Annotated in this window: 21 protein-coding genes; 8 read left to right on the top strand and 13 right to left on the bottom strand. The window is 71.5% G+C overall.

All coding sequences use genetic code 11. The features are described 5' to 3' along the window. Positions 1-113: 113 nt before the first annotated feature. Positions 114-443 carry an ATP/GTP-binding protein gene (locus A6A29_RS36575; protein ID WP_073727252.1) on the top strand — a complete coding sequence of 110 codons (330 nt, stop codon included), beginning with the start codon at positions 114-116 and terminating at the stop codon, positions 441-443. A 4-nt stretch (positions 444-447) separates the two neighbouring features. Here the strand turns inward: A6A29_RS36575 and A6A29_RS36570 are convergent, their stop codons facing one another. The 7 genes from A6A29_RS36570 to mce form a co-directional block, all read right to left on the bottom strand. After that, positions 448-1,305, bottom strand: a complete 858-nt coding sequence (locus tag A6A29_RS36570; protein WP_073727250.1) for an ABC transporter permease subunit — start codon at positions 1,303-1,305, stop codon at positions 448-450. Next, positions 1,302-2,507, bottom strand: a complete 1,206-nt coding sequence (locus tag A6A29_RS36565) for an ABC transporter ATP-binding protein (RefSeq protein ID WP_073727248.1) — start codon at positions 2,505-2,507, stop codon at positions 1,302-1,304. Before A6A29_RS36565 ends, A6A29_RS36570 begins: the two co-directional genes overlap by 4 nt. A gap of 141 nt (positions 2,508-2,648) precedes the next feature. Continuing rightward, positions 2,649-3,428 carry an ABC transporter permease subunit gene (locus A6A29_RS36560; RefSeq protein WP_073727246.1) on the bottom strand — a complete coding sequence of 260 codons (780 nt, stop codon included), beginning with the start codon at positions 3,426-3,428 and terminating at the stop codon, positions 2,649-2,651. Positions 3,429-3,433: 5 nt separating this feature from the next. Further along, positions 3,434-4,438 (bottom strand): ATP-binding cassette domain-containing protein, encoded by a 1,005-nt coding sequence (locus tag A6A29_RS36555; protein ID WP_073727244.1) that lies wholly within the window; start codon positions 4,436-4,438, stop codon positions 3,434-3,436. Between the two features lie 87 nt (positions 4,439-4,525). Next, on the bottom strand, positions 4,526-5,464 hold the full coding sequence (locus A6A29_RS36550) for a cellulose-binding protein (RefSeq protein WP_073727242.1): 939 nt from the start codon (positions 5,462-5,464) through the stop codon (positions 4,526-4,528). A gap of 256 nt (positions 5,465-5,720) precedes the next feature. After that, a complete protein-coding gene (scy, locus tag A6A29_RS36545) occupies positions 5,721-9,581 on the bottom strand; it encodes a polarized growth protein Scy (protein WP_073727240.1) in 3,861 nt (1,286 codons plus the stop codon). A gap of 164 nt (positions 9,582-9,745) precedes the next feature. After that, positions 9,746-10,174: a methylmalonyl-CoA epimerase gene (gene mce / locus A6A29_RS36540; RefSeq protein WP_073727238.1), complete on the bottom strand. Its 429-nt coding sequence runs from the start codon at positions 10,172-10,174 to the stop codon at positions 9,746-9,748. A 134-nt stretch (positions 10,175-10,308) separates the two neighbouring features. On the opposite strand from mce, the gene A6A29_RS36535 reads away from it, so the two are divergent. From A6A29_RS36535 to A6A29_RS36525, 3 genes are all read left to right on the top strand, one after another. Continuing rightward, positions 10,309-11,511, top strand: coding sequence for an acetyl-CoA C-acetyltransferase (locus A6A29_RS36535; protein WP_073727236.1), 1,203 nt, complete (start codon positions 10,309-10,311; stop codon positions 11,509-11,511). Positions 11,512-11,581: 70 nt separating this feature from the next. Beyond that, entirely contained in the window at positions 11,582-12,541 is a 960-nt protein-coding gene (meaB, locus tag A6A29_RS36530; RefSeq protein WP_198953515.1) for a methylmalonyl Co-A mutase-associated GTPase MeaB, read from the top strand. Between the two features lie 496 nt (positions 12,542-13,037). Then, a complete protein-coding gene (locus A6A29_RS36525; RefSeq protein ID WP_073727234.1) occupies positions 13,038-13,805 on the top strand; it encodes a serine/threonine-protein kinase in 768 nt (255 codons plus the stop codon). Positions 13,806-13,883: 78 nt separating this feature from the next. On the opposite strand, the gene A6A29_RS36520 is transcribed toward A6A29_RS36525, so the two are convergent. After that, entirely contained in the window at positions 13,884-14,582 is a 699-nt protein-coding gene (locus tag A6A29_RS36520) for a PepSY domain-containing protein (RefSeq protein WP_073727232.1), read from the bottom strand. Positions 14,583-14,699: 117 nt separating this feature from the next. On the opposite strand from A6A29_RS36520, the gene A6A29_RS36515 reads away from it, so the two are divergent. Both A6A29_RS36515 and A6A29_RS36510 read left to right on the top strand, forming a co-directional pair. After that, positions 14,700-15,362 carry a response regulator transcription factor gene (locus tag A6A29_RS36515; RefSeq protein WP_073727230.1) on the top strand — a complete coding sequence of 221 codons (663 nt, stop codon included), beginning with the start codon at positions 14,700-14,702 and terminating at the stop codon, positions 15,360-15,362. Continuing rightward, positions 15,359-16,810 carry a sensor histidine kinase gene (locus tag A6A29_RS36510; RefSeq protein ID WP_073727228.1) on the top strand — a complete coding sequence of 484 codons (1,452 nt, stop codon included), beginning with the start codon at positions 15,359-15,361 and terminating at the stop codon, positions 16,808-16,810. Before A6A29_RS36515 ends, A6A29_RS36510 begins: the two co-directional genes overlap by 4 nt. 158 nt (positions 16,811-16,968) lie before the next feature. Here A6A29_RS36510 and A6A29_RS36505 read toward each other — a convergent pair whose 3' ends face one another. The 4 genes from A6A29_RS36505 to A6A29_RS36490 form a co-directional block, all read right to left on the bottom strand. Beyond that, complete coding sequence (locus A6A29_RS36505; protein WP_073727226.1) at positions 16,969-17,445, bottom strand: MarR family winged helix-turn-helix transcriptional regulator; 477 nt, start codon at positions 17,443-17,445, stop codon at positions 16,969-16,971. A gap of 140 nt (positions 17,446-17,585) precedes the next feature. Continuing rightward, complete coding sequence (locus A6A29_RS36500) at positions 17,586-18,368, bottom strand: AIM24 family protein (RefSeq protein WP_073727224.1); 783 nt, start codon at positions 18,366-18,368, stop codon at positions 17,586-17,588. Continuing rightward, a complete protein-coding gene (locus tag A6A29_RS36495; RefSeq protein WP_073727222.1) occupies positions 18,365-19,015 on the bottom strand; it encodes an AIM24 family protein in 651 nt (216 codons plus the stop codon). Before A6A29_RS36495 ends, A6A29_RS36500 begins: the two co-directional genes overlap by 4 nt. After that, positions 19,015-19,647, bottom strand: a complete 633-nt coding sequence (locus tag A6A29_RS36490) for an AIM24 family protein (protein ID WP_073727220.1) — start codon at positions 19,645-19,647, stop codon at positions 19,015-19,017. The genes A6A29_RS36495 and A6A29_RS36490 overlap by 1 nt, the downstream gene beginning before the upstream one ends. Positions 19,648-19,806: 159 nt before the next feature. On the opposite strand from A6A29_RS36490, the gene A6A29_RS36485 reads away from it, so the two are divergent. After that, the gene (locus tag A6A29_RS36485) at positions 19,807-20,157 is read left to right on the top strand and encodes a DUF3817 domain-containing protein (protein WP_073727218.1); all 351 of its coding nucleotides are present in this window, start codon (positions 19,807-19,809) and stop codon (positions 20,155-20,157) included. Further along, a complete protein-coding gene (locus tag A6A29_RS36480; RefSeq protein WP_073727216.1) occupies positions 20,154-20,447 on the top strand; it encodes an MTH1187 family thiamine-binding protein in 294 nt (97 codons plus the stop codon). Before A6A29_RS36485 ends, A6A29_RS36480 begins: the two co-directional genes overlap by 4 nt. A gap of 144 nt (positions 20,448-20,591) precedes the next feature. Here A6A29_RS36480 and A6A29_RS36475 read toward each other — a convergent pair whose 3' ends face one another. After that, positions 20,592-21,575, bottom strand: coding sequence for an ArsR/SmtB family transcription factor (locus tag A6A29_RS36475; protein ID WP_073727214.1), 984 nt, complete (start codon positions 21,573-21,575; stop codon positions 20,592-20,594). Positions 21,576-21,614 lie beyond the last annotated feature (39 nt).

Raw genomic sequence — 21,614 nt, 5'->3', positions numbered from 1 at the left:
TTTCCGCTAACTCACCCCGTTGCCGGACGCCGCCGCGTGCCCTACGGGACGTCTGCCCCCGCCCGATGGCTCTAGGCTGGACGGACCTGCCCGTTCAGCCCGTGAGGTGTCACGTGTCCCCGCGCCGCAACCGCCCCCGAGGCGGCGAGAGCTCCACCGACAGTGTGAGTACGCCGGGGGAGCGGTACGGCGGGGGCGGGTCCAGCGAGAACTGGCAGGGCGAGGACTGGTTGGTGCGCCCGGTGAGCGGTGCGAGCGCGCAGGGCAAGCGCTACCGCTGCCCCGGCTGCGACCAGGAGATCCCGTCCGGCGTCCCGCACCTCGTCGCCTGGCCCGAGTTCGGCGGCATCGACGACCGGCGGCACTGGCACAAGGCGTGCTGGAACGCGAGGGACCGCCGCACCACACGGGTGCAGCGGTCCAGGAACGCGCCGCGCTACTGAGGGTTCAGACGTCGCGCCGGTCCATCGAGACGAAGGCGCCGGCCATGGCCACGGCCGCCACCCCCAGCATGATCCACAGCGGCTCCCAGCCGGACGGCCCGGAGTTGCTGATCGCGGCTCCGTAGAGGGCACCGAGCTGGTTGGGGATCGAGTACTCGAAGAGGGCCCGCTGGAGGCCGGACAGGCTCTCGTGGAACATGAACATCGCCAGCACGAGCGGCAGCAGCACCACCGCGATCATGATGGTGATGGCGCCCGCGGAGTGCCGGACGATCGCGCCGAGCCCCATCGAGAGCAGACCGAGCAGCGCGACGTAGAGCCCCACGCCCACGGTGGCGCGCAGCCAGTCGGTGCCCGTGGCGTCCGCACCGTCCAGGACCGCCGTCTGGAGCACCGCGACGATCGCGGCCGTCACCGTGGTGATGGTGAAGGACAGCAGGAAGAAGACGGCCGCCTTGGCGGTCAGCACCCGGCCTCGGCTCGGGCAGGCCGTCAGCGTCGTACGGATCATGCCGGTGCCGTACTCGGAGGAGATCGTCAGCACACCGAGGGTGATCACACAGATCGACCCGAGAAGCACTCCGAAGAAGCCGAGGCTGAGCACCGGATCGTCGCTCAGATTCGCGTCGGTCGCGGCGACGGCGAACGCGGACAGCAGCCCGACGGCGAACATCAGCACGATCATCACGCCGAGCGTCCACAGGGTGGAGCGTACGGAGCGGATCTTCGTCCACTCCGAGGCGATGGCGTCCCCGAGCGTGGGGGGCCGGACCGGGATCGGTGAGGCGTACAGGCCGTCCGGGGCGGGCCAGGCCCCCTGCGGCTGCTGCTGGGGGGCCTGCGGGGTGGCCGGCGTCGTCATCGGGGGTCCTCGCTGGTCTTGCGCTCGGTCGGGGCTGCGACGGGGGCTGCGGGCTCCACCGCGGGGGCCGGGGGAGCCACCGGGGGAGCCGCAGGGGTGGCGGGCGGCTGGGGAGCGGGCGGAGCGGCCGCGTACGGGTTCTGTCCGGGCGGCGGCGGGGCGTACCAGCCCTGCTGCGGCGCCTCGGGGGCCTGCGGCTGACCGTGGCCGGGCTGGGGCCCGTAACCGGCTCCCAGAGGCCCGTGGACGCCCGGCGGCGGCTCCAGGAGCCCCGCCTTCGCGTCCGCCGTCGAGCGGTAGTCCACGGCGCCCTGCGTCATCCGCATGTACGCCTCCTCCAGCGAAGCCTGGTGCGGCGAGAGCTCCCACAGCCGGACGTCCGAGGTGTGCGCCAGATCACTGATCCGGGGCAGCGGGAGTCCGGTCACGCGCAGGGCGCCGTCCGGCTCCGGCATGACCCGGCCGCCCGCCTCGGTGAGCGAGGCGGTCAGCTTCTCCCGCTGCTCGGGCGCGTCCTCCAGGACACGTACCCGGGCGAAGTCGGCGGAGTTCGCGGAGATGAAGTCGGTGACACCCATGTCGGCGAGCAGCTGACCCCGCCCGATCACGATCAGATGGTCGGCGGTGAGGGCCATCTCGCTCATCAGATGGCTGGAGACGAAGACGGTGCGCCCCTCGGAGGCCAGCATCTTCATCAGATTGCGGACCCAGAGGATGCCCTCGGGGTCGAGTCCGTTGACCGGCTCGTCGAAGAGCAGCACCTGCGGGTCGCCCAGGAGCGCCGCCGCGATGCCGAGCCGCTGCCCCATACCGAGCGAGAAGCCGCTGGAGCGCCGCTTGGCCACGTCCTGGAGCCCCACGACACCCAGCACCTCGTCGACCCGGGCGGAGGGGATACCGCCCAGCTGCGCCAGCGACAGCAGGTGGTTACGGGCGCTCCGGCCGCCGTGCACCGCCTTGGCGTCCAGCAGCGCGCCCACCTGGCGCGGAGCGTTCGGCAGATCGCGGAAGGCATGGCCGCCGATCGTCACATGGCCCGAGGTCGGCCGGTCGAGGCCGAGCATCATCCGCATGGTGGTGGACTTGCCCGACCCGTTGGGACCGAGGAACCCGGTGACGGCCCCCGGCCGCACCTGGAACGAAAGGTTGTACACGGCCGTCTTCGCGCCGTAGCGCTTGGTCAGGCCGACTGCCTCGATCATTCTCCAGCCCCATCGACTTATCTGTCGTCGGGGCCCGGGCTGCCTGGCCGCACGCCCCCGTAAGAGTTAGGAGGATAACCAGCACTTGACGGTTCCGGCCAAGTTCTGCTGCCGAACGGCAGGTGCCGGGGGTGCGATTTCCTACGCGTCCCGCTTCCTCAGGACCACATATCCGCCGATCACCGCCGCCGCCACCCAGGCGAGGAGGATCCCGAGACCGCCCCAGGGCCCGTACGGCGCCGGATCGCTGTTCATCGCGTCCGGGACCACCTGCATGATCTTCGAGCCCGCCTGGTCGGGGAAGTACCGGGCCACGCTCTTGGCGCCCGGGACCGCGGACAGGATCTGCGAGACGAGGAAGAAGAACGGCATCAGGATGCCGAGCGACAGCATGGAGCTGCGCAGCATCGCCGCCACGCCCATCGAGAAGATCGCGATCAGGCCCATGTAGATGCCGCCGCCGAAGACCGCGCGCAGCACGTTGTCCGCGCCGATGTCCGTACGGTGGTCCCCCAGCAGGGCCTGGCCCAGGAAGAACGAGATGAAGCTGGTGGCGAGGCCGACGACCAGCGCCAGCACCCCGGCCACCGCGATCTTGCTGAAGAGGAACGTGGCGCGCTGCGGCACGGCCGCCAGCGAGGTGCGGATCATGCCGGAGCTGTACTCCGTACCGACCACCAGCACGCCGAACACGACCATCGCGAGCTGGCCGAGAATCATTCCGGAGAAGCTGACGAAGGTCGGGTCGAAGGTGGCGCGCTCCGCGTCCGAAAGATCGTCGAACTGGGAGTTCATCAGGGCGCAGAGGGCCGCGCCCATCGCGACGGTGACGACGAACGCGGAGATGAGCGTCCATGTCGTAGAGGAGACCGTGCGGATCTTGGTCCATTCGGAGGTCAGGACCGCGGGTACCGATGCCATCGTCGTCACGCCTCCTTGCCGTCGAGGGAAGCGCCGCTGCCGCCCCGTTGGTTCCACTGGTCGCCCCAGCCCGCTCCCACCTGCGGTGGCGGCGCCCCGTCCCGTTCCGAGTGGGCGTGGTACTCCACGGAGCCCGCGGTCATCTGCATGAACGCTTCTTCCAGTGAGGCCCGCTGGGCGCTCAGCTCGTGCAGCACCAGCTGGTGCCGGGCGGCCAGCTCACCCAGTGCCTCGGTGGAGGCGCCGTCGATCTCCAGGGTCCCGTTCCCCGACTCGATCACGACGATGCCCTCCGCGTGCAGCACATCGCGCAGCCGTTCCTGCTGCGGGGAGCGCAGCCGTACGTAACTGCGCGAATTCTCGTGGATGAAGTCGGCCATCGAGGTGTCGGCGAGCAGTCTGCCCTGGCCGATCACGATCAAATGGTCGGCCGTCAGGGCCATTTCGCTCATCAGATGCGAAGAGACGAAGATCGTCCGGCCCTCGCCGGCGAGTGTCTTCATCAGATTGCGGATCCAGTGAATGCCCTCGGGGTCCAGACCATTGACGGGTTCGTCGAACATCAGGATCTCGGGGTCACCGAGCAGCGCGGACGCGATTCCGAGCCGCTGGCCCATACCGAGGGAGAAACCCTTGGACTTCTTCTTCGCCACCGCGCTCAGGCCGACCGTGTCGAGAACTTCCGCGACCCGGCTCTCGGGGATGCGATTGCTCTGCGCGAGGCACAGCAGATTGTTGTACGCGCTGCGACCGCCGTGCATCGACTTGGCGTCGAGCAGCGCCCCGATGTACTTCAGCGGCTCCTGCAGCTCGTGGTAGTTCTTGCCGTCGATGCGCACGGAGCCGCTGGTGGGGTTGTCGAGATCGAGCATCATCCGCATCGTCGTGGACTTGCCCGCCCCGTTCGGGCCCAGAAAACCCGTCACCATTCCGGGTCGGATCAGGCAGGACAACTGGTCGACGGCGACCTTGTCGCCGAATCGCTTGGTGAGTCCGTCAAGCTCGATCATGCGTTCACGCTAGAACGGCCGCGCGCCCGGCGCCACCACAGGGGCGGAACCGGGCGCACGAGCGGTACGGCTGAGGTACCCGAAGGGTCAGCGGCCCTGCTGAGCCGGGACACCACGGGTGACGGGCTCGTCGTCCGCCGGCGAACCGGCCGCTGCCACCGCGGCACCGGTCAGCGTCGCCAGCATCTCGCGGACGTTGGTCAGCTGCGCGTTGATCGAGTCGCGGCGGTTGGTGAGCGCCGCCAGCTCGCGCTCGGACTCGCTGCGGATCCGGTCGGCCTTGGCGTTCGCGTCGGCCACGATGTCCTCGGCCTGGCGCTGCGCGGTCTCCACCGTCTGACGGGCCCGGCGCTCGGCGTCCGTACGGAGCTTCTCGGCCTCCAGGCGGAGCTGCTCGGCGCGGTGCTCGATCTCGGCGAGACGCTTCTCGGCCTTGGCCTGACGGGACGCGAGGTCGCGCTCCGACTGCTCGCGGCGCTTGGCCAGGTTCGTCTCGAAGTCCGCGGCGGCCTGAGCGGCCTTGGCGCGGGTCTCCTCGAAGAGGGCGTCCGCCTCCTCGCGCTTGGACTGGGCGTCCTTCTGCGCCTCGGTGCGCAGCGTGGTCGCCTCGCCCTTGGCCTTCTCGACGATGCGAACGCCCTCGTCCTCGGCCTTCGACTTGCGCTCGGCCGCGAACGACTCGGCGTCGTTGCGCACCTGCTGGGCGGCCGACTCGGCCAGCTCACGGTGCTGCTCGGCGGCGCGACGGGCCTCCTCACGCAGGTCCTTGGCCTCCTCCTCGGCGAGGCGGAGAATCTTCTCGACACGGGCACCGAGACCGGCGTACGACGGCTCTGCGTCGCTGACCTGGGCCTGGGCGTTCTGCGTTTCGAGGTGGAGCTCCTCGATGCGCTTTTCCAGAGAGGTGATTCGGGCCAGAGCACTATCACGGTCGGCGACGAGCTTGGTGATGCGGTCGTCCACCTGACCGCGGTCGTAACCACGTCGCACGAGCTCGAAGCCGAAGGGGGAGGAAGGGTCGCTCATGGGGTTCCTGTCGAATGAGACCGGTGAGGTGATAGAGGGAATCCTAGGGGCCTAAGCGGCGTGTCAGCGTGCAGATGCGGGTTTGATCTGGAGAATGACACCCCTTTTGAGTGGCTGACCCCCGGAGTGCTTGCTCCCCGCAGGGTTGAATGTCCATGACGAAGCACGGGACATCGCGGTCCGGACACTCCTGACGGGGTATCGGACACCGCCGGTCCGGACACTCCTGACGGAGCATCGGACACCGCAGGTCCGCTCACCCCTCGGACGACTTGCCGCCGGACCGCGTACCCGCCGCCGCCGTGGCCTTGGCGCCCCCCGGGGAACTGCCGTTGGCGGGCTTTGTGCCCCCGGTCGGTGCCTCGAAGGACTCCAACGCCTCCAGTACGTCCTGGACCCGGGAAATCTCCGTATTGATGTCCGCCCGCCTGCGTACCAGTACGTCCAGTTCCCGCCTGCCCTCGTCGACCATCTGCTTCGACTCGGTCTCGGCGTCGGCACGCAGTTTCTCGGCCTCGCGGACCAGTTCGGCCTTCTTGGACTCGGCTTCCTTCAGGAGCGACTCGGCCCGCTTCACCGCCGCGATCCGGACCTTGCTCGCCTCCGAATTGGCGTTCGCCAGCAGCTCCTTGGCCTTCGCCGCGGCCTCGTCACGCTGCTCGGTCGCCGCCTTCATCAGATTGTCGACGCGCTCACCGGCGGTCTTCATCTGCTCGGAGGTCTCCCGGCGGGCACGCTCGTGCAGCTCCTCGATCTCGCTCTCCAGCCGGGCCCGCAACTCCTCGGACCGCTCCCGGTTCGCGGTGGCGTCGCGCCGCGCGCCGACCAGCAGCTCGTCCGCGTCCGTACGGGCGCGCTCCACCAGGGTGTTGCCCTCGACCGTCGCCTCGGACGTGATGCGCACGGCCTCCTTGCGGGCCGCGCCGACCATCGTGTCGGCCTGCGCCTCGGCCTCGGTGGCGGAGCGGAGCGCCTCCTCCTGGGCCTTGTTGACCAGCTGGTCGGCCTGCTCGGCGGCGTCGGCACGCCGCTTCGCCGCGGCCTCCCGCGCCTCGTCGAGCAGCCGGTCCGCCTCCTGGCGGGCCTCGGCGCGCATCTGCTCGGCCGCCGACTCCGCCTCGGCCCGCACCCGTTCGGACTCCTCACGGGTCCGGACCGCGTGCTCCTGCGCCGAACCGACGGTCTCCGCCGCCTCCGCGCGCAGCCGCTCCGCCTCGTCGGTGGCCTCCGCGACCAGCCGCTCCGCCTTCTCGGCCGCGTCCGTGCGGCGCCGCTCGGCCTCGGTGGTGGCCTCCCCGACGAGCTGGTTGGCCGCTTCGCCGGCCTCGGTACGGATCCGCTCGCTCTCGGCCGTCGACTCACCGATGAGCAGATCGGACTGCGCCGCTGCCTCCGAACGGATGCGGTTCGCGTCCTGACGGGCCTCCGCACGGGCACGCGAGGCGTCCTGCTCCGCCGAGGCGAGCGAGTCGGACGCTTCGGTACGGACCCGCTGGCTGTACTCCGAGGTGTCGGCGCGCATCCGCTCCGCCTCGGCGATCGCGTCGGCGACCGTACGCTCGGCCAGCGCCTTCGCGGCCTCGGACTCCTCGCCCGCCACCTGGCGGACGCGGTTGGCGTCCTCGGCGGCCCGCTCCCGCTCGGCGTAGGCATCCGCGCGGACCCGGTCCGCCTCCTCCTGCGCCTCGGTCCTGGTCCGGTCCGCGGAGTGCTCGGCGGCGGAGCGCAGCCCGGCGATCTCCTCCTCGGCCTGCTCCTGGAGACCGGCGACGGAGTCACGTACCTGCTGGGCGGTCTGCTCGGCCGCGGCGACCAGCTCGGTCGTCCGGGAGTCCGCCTCCGCGACGAGCCGCTGGGCCTCGGTCTGGGCCTCCTCGACGCGCTTGCGGGCGGAGGCCAGCAGCTCCTCGCTCTGCTCGCGGGCCCTGACCCGCTCCTGCTCCGCCTCGGTGCGCGCGGAACCCAGGGTCTCCTCGGCCTCCCGGCGGCGCCGGTTGGCCTCCTCCTGGGCGGCGGACAGCGCCTCGGCCGCCTCGGTGGCGACCCGCTCGGCGGCGGCGGCGGCCTCGGCCCGTACCCGGTCGGCGCTGTCCTGCGCCTCGGACTTGAGCCGCTCCGCCTCGGCGGCGGCCTCGCCGCGCAGCCGTACGGCGACGTTCTCGCCCTCCGCGCGGGACCGCGAGGCATCGGCCGCGGCCTCGTCGCGCAGCCGCTCGGCCTCCGCCTCGGCCTGCTCCTGGAGCGTGCGCAGCCGCTCGGCGGCCTCCGTGCGCAGCCGCTCGGACTCCTCGTTCGTCTCGCGGCGGATGCGCTCCGCTTCGGTACGGGCCTCGGCCAGCGTCTCCTCGGCGCCCGCGAGGCGGGTCTCGGCCTCGGTGTGCAGCCGGGTCAGCTCGTCGGCGGCCTCGGCCTGCCGGGCGGCGACCGCGCGCTCGGTCTCCGCGCGGAGTTCCGCCGCCGCCTGCTCGGCCGCGGCGGTGAGGGACTCCGCCTGCTCCTCGGCCTCGGCCCGGAGCTTGTCGGCCTCGGTCCGGGTGCGCTCCAGGGTCTCGTCGGCCTGCTTGCGCAGGGTGGCGGCGCGCTCGGACGCCTCGGTGCGCACCCGCTCGCTCTCGGTGCTCGCGGAGGTCCGCAGCTCGTCGGCGTCCGACCTGGCCTTGGTCAGCAGCTCCTCGGCGGTCCGGGCGCCCTCCTCCAACTGCTGTACGGCCTCCCGGCGGGCCTCGCCGCGGATCCGCTCACCCTCGGCGACGGCCTCGGAGCGCAGCTGCTCGGCCTCGCCGCGCAGCCTGCGGGCCTCCTCCTGGAGCTCGACCGTCTTGGCCCGGTACTCCTTGGTGTCGTCCTTGGCCGCGCCCTTGAGCTGGTCGGCCTGTTCCGCGGCCTCGCCGCGCAGCCGGTCGGCCTCGGCCTCCGCCTCGCGGCGGATCCGGTCGGCCTCCTCGCTCGCCGCGGAGGTGGTGGACCTGGCGTCCTCGGACGCCTTCGTCAGTACTTCCTCGGCGGTACGGGCGGCCTTGGCGAGCTGGGCCGCGGTGTCCTCGGCGGCCGTGGTGCGGGCCTTCTCGGACGCCTCGGCGACCAGCCGGTCGGCCTCGGCGCGGGCGTCGCCGAGGGCCTGTTCGGCCTCTTCCTTGAGCGCCTCGGCGCTCTTGGTGGCCTCGCCGACCAGCCGGGCGATCTCGGACTTGGCCGTACGGGTGCGCTGCTCGTTCTGCGACTCGGCGCCGGCCAGCCGCTTGACCGCGGCCTCCTTCGCCTCGGAGACGACCTTCTCGGCCTCCAGGCGGGCCTCGCGCAGCCGGGTCTCGGCCTCCTGGAGGCGCTGATCGGCCGACCGGTTCAGCTCGGCGGTCTGCTGCCTGGCCTGGTCGGTCTCGGCGGTCGTCGAGGTGCGCAGCTGCTCGGCGTGGCTGCTGGCCTCCTGGGCCTGTGCGGACGCCGCGTTCAGCAGGCGCTCGGCGTCCTTGCGGGCGCGCAGCAGGACCGCTTCGGCTTCGGCGCGGGCCGACTCGGTCTCGGAGCCGAGCCGCCGCCGGGTCTCCTCGGCGAGCCGGTTGGCCTCGTTGCGCGCGGCGGCCAGGGACTGCTCGGCCTCGGCGCGGGACTCGTCCAGGAGGCGGCGGGCCTGGGACTCGGTGCGGGCGCGCAACTGCTCGGCCCAGGCGACGTTCTCGTTGACGTGGGACTCGACGGTCTGGCGGCGTTCGGCCAGCTCCTGGTCGAGCCGCTGCCTGCGCTGGACGGCCTCGGTGTGCAACTCGGCCTGGAGCCTGGCCTGGTGCTCGGCGTGCTCCTGAAGAATCCGCTGCGTCTGCGCGCGGGCGTCGCGGAGCTCGCGCTCGGCGTCGCTGCGCAGCTGGTCGGCCTGGATCTGGGCGTTACGGAGCAGCTGGTCGGCCTGGTAGCCCAGGTCCCCGCTGTCGTAGGCGGGACGGGTCGCGAGATTGCGCCGAGCCTCGTGCAGCTTGGCGCGCAAGACCTCGACCTGGTAACCGAGGTCCTCGGCGTGCTGGACGGCCTTCTCCCGGTCGGTCTTCAGCCGGTCCATCTCGGCTTCGAACCGCGAGAGATGATCGTCAGCTCGGTGGCTCTCCTGGCGTTCGTAGCCCCGCACTGCGCGGTCCCATCCGTCCCCTGGTCGCAACTCTCCAAACGAGCACCGTTCGCCGGCGAACGGCCCCCCGGGGAATGGTGACAGACAAACGACGGGGACGCGGTGCGGCCCCGACCCGGCCCCGGCCCGGAACAGCCCACTCTACCGGCCCAGGTATGCGGAGGTCAGTGCTCCGTCCGGGACGTGACCAGTTCCGTGAGCACACCGTGGCAGTCCTTCGGGTGCAGGAACGTGATCCGCGACCCCATCGACCCGGTCCTGGGCTCGTCGTACAGCACCCTGACACCCTTCTCCCGGATGTCCGCGGCGTCCTGGCCGACATCGGCGGTGCCGAAGGCGATGTGGTGGACGCCCTCCCCGTTCTTCGCCAGCCACTTTCCCACGGCCGAGTCCTCACGGGTCGGCTCCAGCAACTGGAGGTAGGAGGCCCCGCCGTCCGAGGTCTCGTTGATCTTGAGCATGGCCTCCCTGACGCCCTGCTCCTCGTTGATCTCGGAGTGGAACACCTCGAACCCGTACGTCGCGCGGTAGAACTCCACCGTCTTGTCGAGGTCGAAACAGGCAATCCCGATGTGGTCGATTCGCGTCAGCATGGATCCAGTGCAGCGCCCCGGACATGGTTACGCAACGTGCGCGCCATCACACCCTTTGCCGGATGACGGGCGAGGTACCGCTCAGTACATTCAGGTAAACCCTCGTTCACATACAACCCCAAGGGGCCGTGCCCATGTCAGGAACGACCGGTACCACCACCTCAGTGATCGTCGCGGGCGCCCGTACGCCCATGGGCCGCCTCCTCGGCTCGCTGAAGAGCTTCTCCGGGGCCGACCTCGGCGGCATCGCCATCAAGGCCGCGCTGGACCGGGCCGGGATCGGCGGCGACCAGGTCGAGTACGTGATCATGGGCCAGGTCCTCCAGGCCGGGGCGGGGCAGATCCCGGCCCGCCAGGCCGCGGTCAAGGCCGGCATCCCGATGAACGTCCCCGCGCTCACCGTCAACAAGGTGTGCCTCTCCGGGCTCGACGCCATCGCGCTGGCCGACCAGCTCATCCGCGCCGGGGAGTTCGATGTCGTCGTCGCCGGTGGCCAGGAGTCCATGACCAACGCCCCGCATCTGCTGCCGAAGTCCCGCGAGGGCTACAAGTACGGCGCGATCGAGATGCTCGACTCCATGGCGTACGACGGTCTGACCGACGCCTACGAGAACATTCCGATGGGCGAGTCCACCGAGAAGCACAACACCCGCCTCGGCCTGGACCGCGCCGCCCAGGACGAGATCGGCGCCCAGTCCCACCAGCGTGCCGCCGCCGCCCAGAAGAACGGCATCTTCGAGGCCGAGATCACCCCGGTCGAGATCCCGCAGCGCAAGGGCGACCCGGTCCTGTTCGCCAAGGACGAGGGCATCCGCGCCGAGACGACCGTCGAGTCGCTGGGCAGGCTGCGCCCCGCCTTCGCCAAGGACGGCACCATCACCGCGGGCACCTCCTCGCAGATCTCCGACGGCGCCGCCGCGGTCGTCGTCATGAGCAAGGCCAAGGCGCAGGAGCTCGGCCTGGACTGGATCGCCGAGATCGGTGCCCACGGCAATGTGGCGGGCCCGGACAACTCGCTCCAGTCGCAGCCCTCCAACGCCATCAGGCACGCGCTGAAGAAGGACGGCCTCACCGTCGAGGACCTCGATCTGATCGAGATCAACGAGGCGTTCGCGGCCGTCGCCGTCCAGTCGATGAAGGACCTCGGGGTCACCTCGGAGAAGGTCAACGTCAACGGCGGGGCCATCGCGCTCGGCCACCCGATCGGGATGTCCGGCGCCCGCGTGGTGCTGCACCTGGCCCTGGAGCTGAAGCGGCGCGGCGGCGGCACCGGTGCGGCGGCGCTGTGCGGCGGCGGCGGTCAGGGCGACGCGCTGATCATCCGCGTTCCCCGCTGAGGGCCGGCCGCGGCCCCATGGCCCGGCAGGTAACACCCGTAACCCCGAGAGCTGAGTGAACGGAGCGGTGATGGTGGATGTCCCCACCCTGGTCGAGCAGGCGCGGCAGGGCAGGCCGCGGGCGGTGGCCCGGCTGATCTCGCTGGTGGAGGGGGCGTCACCGCAACTGCGCGAGGTGATGGCGGCGCTGGCCCCGCTGGCGGGCCACGCGTACGTCGTCGGGCTCACCGGCTCGCCCGGTGTGGGCAAGTCCACCTCGACCTCGGCGCTGGTCTCCGCCTACCGCCGGGCCGGCAAGCGGGTCGGCGTCCTCGCGGTCGACCCGTCCTCGCCGTTCTCCGGGGGCGCGCTCCTCGGCGACCGGGTGCGGATGTCGGACCACGCCTCCGACCCCGGCGTCTACATCCGCTCCATGGCCACCCGCGGACATCTCGGCGGCCTCGCCTGGTCGGCACCGCAGGCGATCCGGGTGCTGGACGCGGCGGGCTGCGACGTGATCCTCGTCGAGACGGTCGGCGTCGGCCAGTCGGAGGTGGAGATCGCCTCCCAGGCCGACACCTCCGTCGTGCTGCTCGCCCCCGGTATGGGCGACGGCATCCAGGCGGCGAAGGCCGGAATCCTGGAGATCGGCGATGTGTACGTCGTCAACAAGGCCGACAGGGACGGCGCGGACGCCACCGCCCGCGAGCTCAACCACATGCTGGGCCTCGGGGAGTCACGGGGCCCCGGCGACTGGCGCCCGCCGATCGTCAAGACGGTCGCCGCCCGCGGCGAGGGCATCGACGAGGTCGTCGAGGCGCTGGAGAAGCACCGGGCGTGGATGGAGGGGAACGGCGTGCTGGCCGGCCGGCGCACCGCGCGGGCGGCCCACGAGGTCGAGACGATCGCCGTCACGGCCCTCCGTGAGCGGATCGCCGATCTGCACGGCGACCGCCGCCTGGACGCCCTGGCGGCCCGCATCGTGGCAGGCCGCCTCGACCCGTACGCGGCGGCCGACGAACTGGTGGCGGGGCTCACGGGCGAGTCCTGACGGTTCCCGGGGCGGCGTGCGGGCCGCCCGCGGGAACCGGCCCACGGCGCACCCCCGTCCCTTGTCGCTGAGAAGCCGTCAGTTACGGGACAGGGGTGCGCCGTTCGTTGTGCGCCACGGCCCTGCCGGGCGTGCGGCGCGCGTGGCAGGATGCCACGGGACACGCGCCGCGCCTGTCCCGTGGGTCGTGCGCACCGACCGTGCGCACCAGGGGGGAAGCGACGCATGCCGGGGCCGCTGCGGGAGGACTCGCCGAGACGGATCGGGCCGTACGCGATACGGGCCAGGCTCGGCGCGGGAGGCATGGGGGAGGTCTACCTCGGGGTACGGGACGAGGGGACCGGCGGGGCGGACACACCGAACGGCGCCCCCGGCGCCACGGACGGTGCGGGCGCTTCGGATGTCCCCCGCACCACGGACGGTCCAGGTGCTTCGGCCGGTGCTCCGGGCGCCGCCGAACCCGTCGCCGTCAAGACGGTGCGCCGTGAGGTGGCCGGTGACCCCGGCTTCCGTACCCGCTTCCGGCGAGAGATCGCCCTCGCCCGCTCCGTCACGGGCGCGGCGAGAGATCGCCCTCGCCCGCTCCGTCACGGGCCCCTGGCTCGCCCCGCTGCTCGACGGCGATGCCGACGCCGAGGTGCCCTGGCTCGCCACCGGCTATGTGGCGGGCCCGACCCTCTCGGCCGCGGTGCGCCGTTCGGGGGCGCTCGGCGAGGAGGAGGCGCGGATGCTCGGCGCCGGGCTCGCCCGCGCGCTGGAGGCCGTCCACGCGGCGGGCGTGGTGCACCGGGACGTGAAGCCGGGCAATGTGATGCTCGCCGTGGACGGCCCCCGGCTCATCGACTTCGGGATCGCCCGGAACCCGAGTGCCACCCCGCTCACCACCACCGGCCGGATGGTCGGCAGCCCCGCCTTCATGTCCCCGGAGCATGTCGCGGGCAGCGGGCGCGTCGTGTCCGCGTCGGACGTCTTCGCCCTCGCCTCCGTGCTCTGCTTCGCCGCCACCAGGCGCGACCCCTTCGGCGACGGGCCCGTCGCCGCCGTGCTCTACCGGGTCAAGTACGTCGAGGCCGACCTGAGCGACGTGCCCGCCGCCCTGCGCGCTGGGCGGCCGGGGGAGCATCGAGATGACGGAGCGCAAGGTCCTGAACGGACCGTTGGAGGACAGCTCCCGCCCGATCGCGGTCGGGGACGTGCTGTTCCTGTCCTTCGACAACGACGGATCGGTCGTGTCCGGCTTCGCACCCTGAGCCGTGAGCCCTGAGCCGTGAGCTCCGCGCCGGGTAGGGCTTCGCGCCCCGAGCCCCGGTCGGGAAGGGCTCAGGGCGTGCCGGGCACCGGGTCAGCGGTCGTCGCCGTCGTCCCCGCGGTCGTCACGGTCGTCACGGTCGTCCCCGTGGTCGTCGTCGCTGTCGTCGTCACGGTCCACGGTGACCTTGCCGGTCTTCGCGTCGACGTGCAGCTCATGGTGCCTGCCGTCCTTGCCCGCGATGTCGATGTCCCAGCGCAGGACGTGGCCCCTGCGGCCGTCGTCATCGTCGTCGTTGTCCAGGTCGACGGAGGTCACGCTGCCGGGCGCGGTCCGCAGCGCCGACTTGACCGCCGCGTCCAGCGAGAGCGACGCGGACTTGGGCGCGTAGCGGTCGCGGTCGTCGTTGTCGTCGTCCTCGCGGTCGGTGAGCACCGTGCCGTTGCGGGCGTCGACGGTCACGTCGTGCCAGACCTTGTCGGAGCCGTACACATCCAGCTCCCAGACGTCGCGGTCCTCGTCGTCGTCGTCCAGTTCCGCCTCGGTGACTGTGCCGGGGACGCTCTTCAGCGCGGCGGCGACGGCCTCGTCGAGGGAGATCGTGGTGGTGCCCGTGACGGTCCGCACGGTGTCGTCGTCTCCGTCGGTGGTGATGGTCTTGGGGGCCGTTCCGCTGCCCGTGCTCCGGCCGGTGCGGTCGCTGTCGTCGTCCGCGAAGGCGACGGTGGTGGCGGCCGCGCCGCCGATGAGCACGGCTGCGGTGACGGCTGCGATGGCGATGTTGCGCTTCATGAGGTTCCTCCCCGAGGGATGTGCCGGTTCGACGGGTTCCACACTGCCGGGGTGATGCTGAACGCAGCCTGAAGCCACCTGAAGCCTTCTTCAGGTGGGGTTTGCGACCCTGTGCACATGCGCCTGTTGATCGTGGAGGACGAGAAGCGACTCGCGGTGGCCCTGGCCAGGGGACTCACCGCCGAGGGCTTCGCCGTGGATGTGGTGCACGACGGCCTCGAAGGGCTGCACCTGGCGAGCGGGGGAACGTACGACCTCGTCGTCCTGGACATCATGCTGCCCGGCATGAACGGCTACCGGGTCTGCGCCGCCCTGCGCGCCGCGGGACACGAGGTGCCCATCCTCATGCTCACGGCGAAGGACGGGGAGTACGACGAGGCGGAGGGCCTGGACACCGGCGCCGACGACTATCTGACCAAGCCGTTCAGCTACGTCGTCCTGGTCGCCCGGATCCGGGCGCTGCTGCGGCGCCGTGGCACCGGTTCCGCCTCGCCCGTGCTCACCGTGGGCAGGCTGCGGATGGACACCGCCGCCCGGCGGGTGCACCGGGGCGAGGACGAGATCGCGCTGACCACGAAGGAATTCGCCGTACTGGAGCAACTGGCCCTGCGGGCGGGCCAGGTGGTGAGCAAGGCGGACATCCTGGAGGACGTGTGGGACTTCGCCTACGACGGCGACCCGAACATCGTCGAGGTCTACATCAGCACCCTGCGGCGCAAGCTGGGAGCCACGGCCATCCGCACCGTGCGCGGTGCTGGCTACCGGCTGGAGGCGCTGTGAGATCCGTACGGGCCAGGGCCGCGCTCGGCGCCACGCTGGTCGTCGCCCTGGCGCTGATCGGCGCCGGGCTCGCCGTCCTCATGGTGCTGCGCGCCAACCTGACCGACCAAGCCGGCCTCCAGGCGGAGGTGACGGCCCGCGAGGTGGCCGGCCACCTCGCCCTCGACAAGGCGTACGGCGCGCTGGACCTGGACGACGAGGAGGACCACCCGGTCCAGGTGACCGACGAGGACGGCCGGGTGGTGGCCGTCTCCAAGGACCTGGAGGCGATCTCGGGCACGGACAGCGGCGTCGTACGGCCGGTCCCTTCCGCCCCGGCGGGCACGCCGGGCGATGACGACGACGATGACGGGGACGACGCGGACGACGACGGCAGCCGTCCGGCGCGCGGCGAGGTGTCCTCCGACGACCCCGACTTCTCCAACGGCACCGCCACCGTCGACGGCCACACCGCCGACTACCGCTTCGCCGCCGTCGAGGCGACCACCTCCGCCGGGGTGACCCTGACCGTCCACGCGGGCGCCCCGCTCGCCACCGAGCAGGAGGCCGTGGGCACCGTGCGCGGGGCCATGCTGACCGGGCTGCCCGTGCTGCTGGTGGTCGTCGCGGGGGTGACCTGGCTGGTGACCCGACGGGCACTGCGGCCGGTCGAGGGCATCCGCCGGGAGTTGGCCGCGATCACCGCGTCCCAGGACCTCAGCCGCCGGGTGCCGGAGCCCGATTCGCGCGACGAGATCGCCCGGCTGGCCCGTACGACGAACGAGACCCTGACCGTGCTGGAGGCATCCGTGGACCGTCAGCGGCGCTTCGTCGCGGACGCGTCGCACGAGCTGCGCAGCCCGATCGCCTCGCTGCGCACCCAGCTGGAGGTGGGCGCCGCCCACCCGGAGCTGCTGGACGTGCCGGGTGCGGTCGCCGACACCGTACGGCTTCAGACGCTGGCCGCCGACCTGTTGCTGCTGGCCCGGCTGGACGCGGGGGAGAAGCCGGGGCGTACGCCGCTCGACCTGGGTGCGCTGGTCCGCGAGGAGGTCTCGCAGCGCCTCGGCGACCGGATCCCGGTGACGGTGTCGGTGCCGGACACGGGCGCCTGTGAGGTGAACGGTTCGCGCGGGCAGCTGGCGCGGGTGATCGGCAATCTGCTGGACAACGCCGAGCGTCACGCGGAGCGGGTGGTCGCGGTCTCGGTGGGCGCCGACGCGAACGGCGTGGGCGTCGAGGTGCGCGACGACGGGGCGGGTGTGCCGCCGGACGAGCGGGAGCGGATCTTCGAACGGTTCGTGCGCCTCGACGACGCCCGCAGCAGGGACGACGGCGGGGCCGGTCTGGGCCTCGCCATCGCCCGGGACGTCGCCACCCGCCACGGCGGCACGCTGACGGTGGACGGGGCGGCGGAGGGCGGCGCGCTGTTCCGGCTGTGGCTGCCCGGCGCGGACCGCCCGCACTGAGGGCACCGCCGCACCGGGCCGTACATGAGGAGGCCGCCCCCTTGGACGAGGGGGCGGCCGTCAGCGACGCCGCTCGCGCCGTGGTGCCGCGTCCTGCGCCGCTCGCGCCGCGGTGCCGCGCACGACGCGGCTCGCGCCGTAGTCCTGTGCTCTACGCCCTATGCCTTGCCGCGCCGTCCGCGCAGGTGCTCCGCGATCGGCGTCAGCGCCGTGTGGAGGTCCGCCAGGGCCTCGGGGGAGAGCAGGTCCATGAAGTGTTTGCGCACCGAGGCGACATGGTGCGGCGCGACCTTGCGCATGGTCTCGGCGCCGAGCGCGGTCAGTACGGCGTACAGTCCGCGGCGGTCCGACTCGCAGTTGGTGCGGCGGACCAGCCCCGCGGTCTCCATGCGGGTGATCTGGTGCGAGAGCCGGCTCTTGGACTGAAGGGTCGCAGCGGCGAGGTCGCTCATCCGCATGCGCTGGTCGTCCGACTCGGAGAGATTGACCAGGATCTCGTAGTCGTTGTTGGTCAGGCCGAACGGCTGGAGATCCTTCTCCAGCTGGTGCATCAGCAGCCTGCTGACGTCCAGGTGGGTGCGCCAGGCGCACTGCTCCGCGTCGTTCAGCCAGCGCGTGGCCGTCTCGGTCTCCATATATGGATTCTACCTAAGAAGTTGAAAGCCGGACGAAAGTAAGGGGTGTGACGCCCGGCACCGCCGGGGTTCGGGTCCCGACCCCAGGGCCGGGGTCGGCTCTGTGCACACGTTCGACGTCACACTCCGCAGACTACCGTTCACCAACCGAAGCGACGCTGGAGGTCCCCCAGCTGGCCGGGCAGACGGGGCGCGGACCCAGGTTGACCCGCACCACCGGCACCACCCGCACCACCGGGCACTCCCGCCTGCTGCGGAGTCGCCCCCACCGCCTGCTCGGGCATCAGTACCTCGGTCGACTGGAGCAGCACCGTGCCCGCCCCGACGAACTCGAACTGGTGCTCCTCGCCCGACGCGCCACCGATCCCCGTGAGCGAGCGCAGCCCGCCCATGATCCCCGACATATAGCCGTGGTCGTAGTGATGGCAGGGCGAGGGGCAGTCGGCCCAGCCCACCAGCGCCTGCGGATCGACCCGCAGCGGCGGCTCCATGAAGACCACCGGACCGTTGGACGCCGCCACGAACTTCCCCGTACCGATCAGGGTCAGGAAGCCCGGCACGATCGACTGCTTCAGGGCCAGCGTCGGCTGGTAGGCCAGCAGGTTGCCGGACCTGATCGTCAGGTTCCCGTTCTCCAGGTCGTACGAGTTCACGTCGAAGGCCCGGTCCGCGAGCAGCATCTTCCCGCTGCCCTCGGCCACCACCCAGTCGCTCGCGTGCAGCGGTGAGTGGAAGCTCGTACGGATCAGCCGCTCGAAGCGGCCGTGCCCGATCCCGTTGAACTCGATCCGCCCGTAATAGGCGATCATCTTCCCCTTCTGCAGGAACCACTGGCTCCCCTTCAGCTCCACGCAGAAGGTGTACGCGTTGACGTTGTCGTCCGACGGCAGCGTCATCGGGTCGAAGATCACGGGCGTGCTCACAGCTTCTCCTCCGACGCCTGGACGTACACCGCGCCACTGCCGCTCAGCTCCAGCTGGAACGCCTCACCGGCCCCGCGCCCCACCATGTCGCGCCAGCCGAGCGCGGTGGACAGCTTGTTCGTCACGTCCCCGTGGTGGGCGACGTAGGCCTGCGGGTCCACATGCACCGGCCGGCCCGGCGCGATCGGCAGCTCGATCACCCCGCCGTGCGCCATCACCGCGACCGCGCCGTGGCCCTTGAGCGTCGTGGTGAACAGACCCTGCCCGGTGACCTGACCGCGCACCATGCCCATCACCCCGCCCTGCGAACCCATGAACATCGTGCCCTGCTGAAGGGTGCCGTCGAAGGCGAGCAGCCGGTCGGCCTCCACGAACAGGGTGTCGCCCGCCAGGTTGATCACCTGGATGTGGTGGCCACCGTGGCCGAACATCACCGTGCCGCTGCCCTCGACCGTCATCAGCGGGGTCGCCTCACCCGCCACCCGCCGGCCGATCATGGAGGCGATGCCGCCCCCGCCGCCCTGCATGTTCGGGGTGAACGACACCTCGCCGCGGTAGGCGAGCATCGCGCCCCGCTGGCTGTACATCTTCTGGCCGGGGGCCACCGAGGCCTCGACCATCTTCGAGTTGATCTCACGGAACGGCATCAGACATCGCCCCCGACGGTGTTCCGCTCACTGGGCTGTACGTAGACGAGCCCGTCGCCCTCGAAGCGGATCTGGAACGACTCGCCGGAGCCCTCGCCCATCAGCGTGCGGAAGTTCACCCCGGACTGGAAGTGCTGCTGGAGACTGCCCTGATGGGCGATGTAGGCGCCCGGGTCGACCGTCAGCGGGTACTGGGGCGTCACCCGCAGCAGCACCGCCGCACCGTCCGACATGATCGCCGCCCGGCCGGTGCCCTCGACCGTGGTGGTGAACAGACCGTTGCCGCTCGCCCCGCCGCGCAGCCCGGTGAAGGACGTCCCGGTGCGCAGCCCGCCGTCGGTGGCGAGCAGATTGCTCGCCTCGACGTACAGCTTGTCGCCGTGCAGCGTGACCAGATTGATCTCGCTCGCCCGGTCGGCGAAATAGCAGGTGCCCTGCCCCTTCACCTCCATCACGGTCATCTGCTCGCCGGTCAGCCGGCGGGTCACCATGCCGCGGACGCCCTCGCCGCCGCCGGACATCTTCTTGAACGCCATCTGCCCGTCGTACGCGACCATCGAGCCGTTCTTCGCCTTGACGGCATCGCCGGTCAGGTCGACGGCGAGCGTCTTGCTGCCTTGGAGTCGGAACATCGCCACGGTCCGACGGTAACCGCCGGAGCCGTACGCCGACCAGGCCCCCCGGACTCTTCCGGCACCCGGGGCCGGGGGCGCCGGGCGGCGATGCCACAATGGGGGACGCTTGTGCCCGCGTTCACAAGCCGTCACGACCCTCCCACCGAAGGTGCCCCCGTGGACATCAAGACCGCTACCGCCCTGCACCGGCTGCGCCTCATCTCGATTCCCGAGGCGCTGTCCTTCCCCGCCCTCATCCTTTTCGGCTCGGTCCTCAGCCGTGTCTCGGACATCGACTTCCTGATGATGCCGCTGGGCATGCTGCACGGGGTGCTCTTCGTGATCTACGCCGTGCTGCTGGCCGACGTATGGGCCAAGACGAAGTGGCCGCTGAAGCGCGTCGCCCTGTTCTTCCTGCTGGCGCTGCTCCCGTTCGGCGGGCTGTACGGCGACAAGCTCCTCAAGCGCTACGAGGCCGATGGCGCCATCGCCGCCCGCGCCCGCCGCGAGGGGACGGTCAGCGCATGATCGTCGCCTTCTCGGTCTCCCCGCTGGGTGTCGGCGAGAATGTCGGCGAGTACGTGGCCGACGCCGTGCGGGTCGTCCGCGAGTCCGGGCTGCCCAACCGTACGGACGCCATGTTCACCTCCATCGAAGGTGAATGGGATGAGGTCATGGACGTCGTCAAGCGCGCCGTCGCCGCCGTCGAGGCCCGCGCCGGACGCGTCTCCCTGGTCCTGAAGGCCGACATCCGGCCGGGTGTCACCGACGGTCTGACCTCCAAGGTCGAGACGGTGGAGCGGTACTTGGCGCCCTGACGCCCGTCCGCGGAGCGGTGCTTCCGCGTTCACCCGACAGGCCCCCGGTGCCACACGGCCGGGGGCTTTGCCGCGTCCCGCGCCCACCGTCATGCGGTCACCGTCCCGCGCCCGCCGGCAACACGTGTCGTCACCGGCGCGTGCTCAGGGCGACACCGCCAGTGCGATCCCGAGCGGAGTCCGTTCGTACAGCACCTGGTGCCCGTACCTGCGCGAGGTCAGCAGCCCCGCCTCCCGCAGTACCGACAGATGCGCCGATACGGAGGACGGGGCGAGGGAGAGCCGGTGCGCCAGCGCGCTCGTCCCGGCGGGTTCGTCCAGCGCGCACAGCACATCGGCCCGCGCGCGGCCGAGCAGCCGGGCGAGTACGTCGGGGGTCCGGTCGGCGGCCTCGCTCCACAGTCCGCCGATCCCGCGCGCCGGGTAGATCACCGCGGGCAGCCAGGGCTCCTCGTACCCGCCGACCACCTCCGGCCAGACGAACGCGCTCGGCATCAGGACGAGCCCCTGCCCGCCGAGGACCCGTGAGTGGTTCCCCTTGGTCCCCACGATGGTGAGCGTGGATTCCGTCCAGCGCAGCTGCGGGCTCACCTCGCCCAGGAGCCGCTCGAAGCCGACCTCCGCGAGCCGTCGTGAGTGGTAGGCGATATCGGCCTCCAGCAGCGCGCGCAGCCGTGGCCAGTGCGGCTCTACCAGTACCTGCCAGGCCCGTTCCAGCAGATCGGCCAGTTCCCGGACGGTCCGTGCGGGATCGGCGAGCATCCGTCGTCCGGCGGTGGACGCCGGGCCGCCGGGCCGCTCCGCCAGGGCCATCGCCATGTCCGCACGGGCGACCTCGGGGTCGACCGACCGGAGGCCCGCGATCTCCTCCTCGAACGTGGCGAGGGGGCCGAGCGGCGGCGGGCAGATGAAGTCCGGGTTGTGGCCGCCGTCCGGCATGAGCAGCCACAGCGGCTCCAGGTCCAGCGCCGCGGCCTCCGCCCGGATCTGCCGGAGCCAGGGCAGGTGGTAGCCGTGGCGGTAGGCGCGGGCCAGGGTGCGCACGGCTTCCTGGGTCTCCCAGAGCGGCGAGAGCGCGAAGCGGCAGCGCAGCAGGTCGCTCTCGTCGAAGTGCAGATGAAACGGCATACCGGGGCCTCGCGAAGATTCGGCGTCAGCCGAAAGTCT

The sequence above is a fragment of the Streptomyces sp. TSRI0281 genome, assembly GCF_001905125.1.
Classification (GTDB): Bacteria; Actinomycetota; Actinomycetes; order Streptomycetales; family Streptomycetaceae; genus Streptomyces.
The sequence above is the reverse complement of the archived record's forward strand: the minus strand, read 5'-3'. Positions and strand labels throughout refer to the sequence as shown.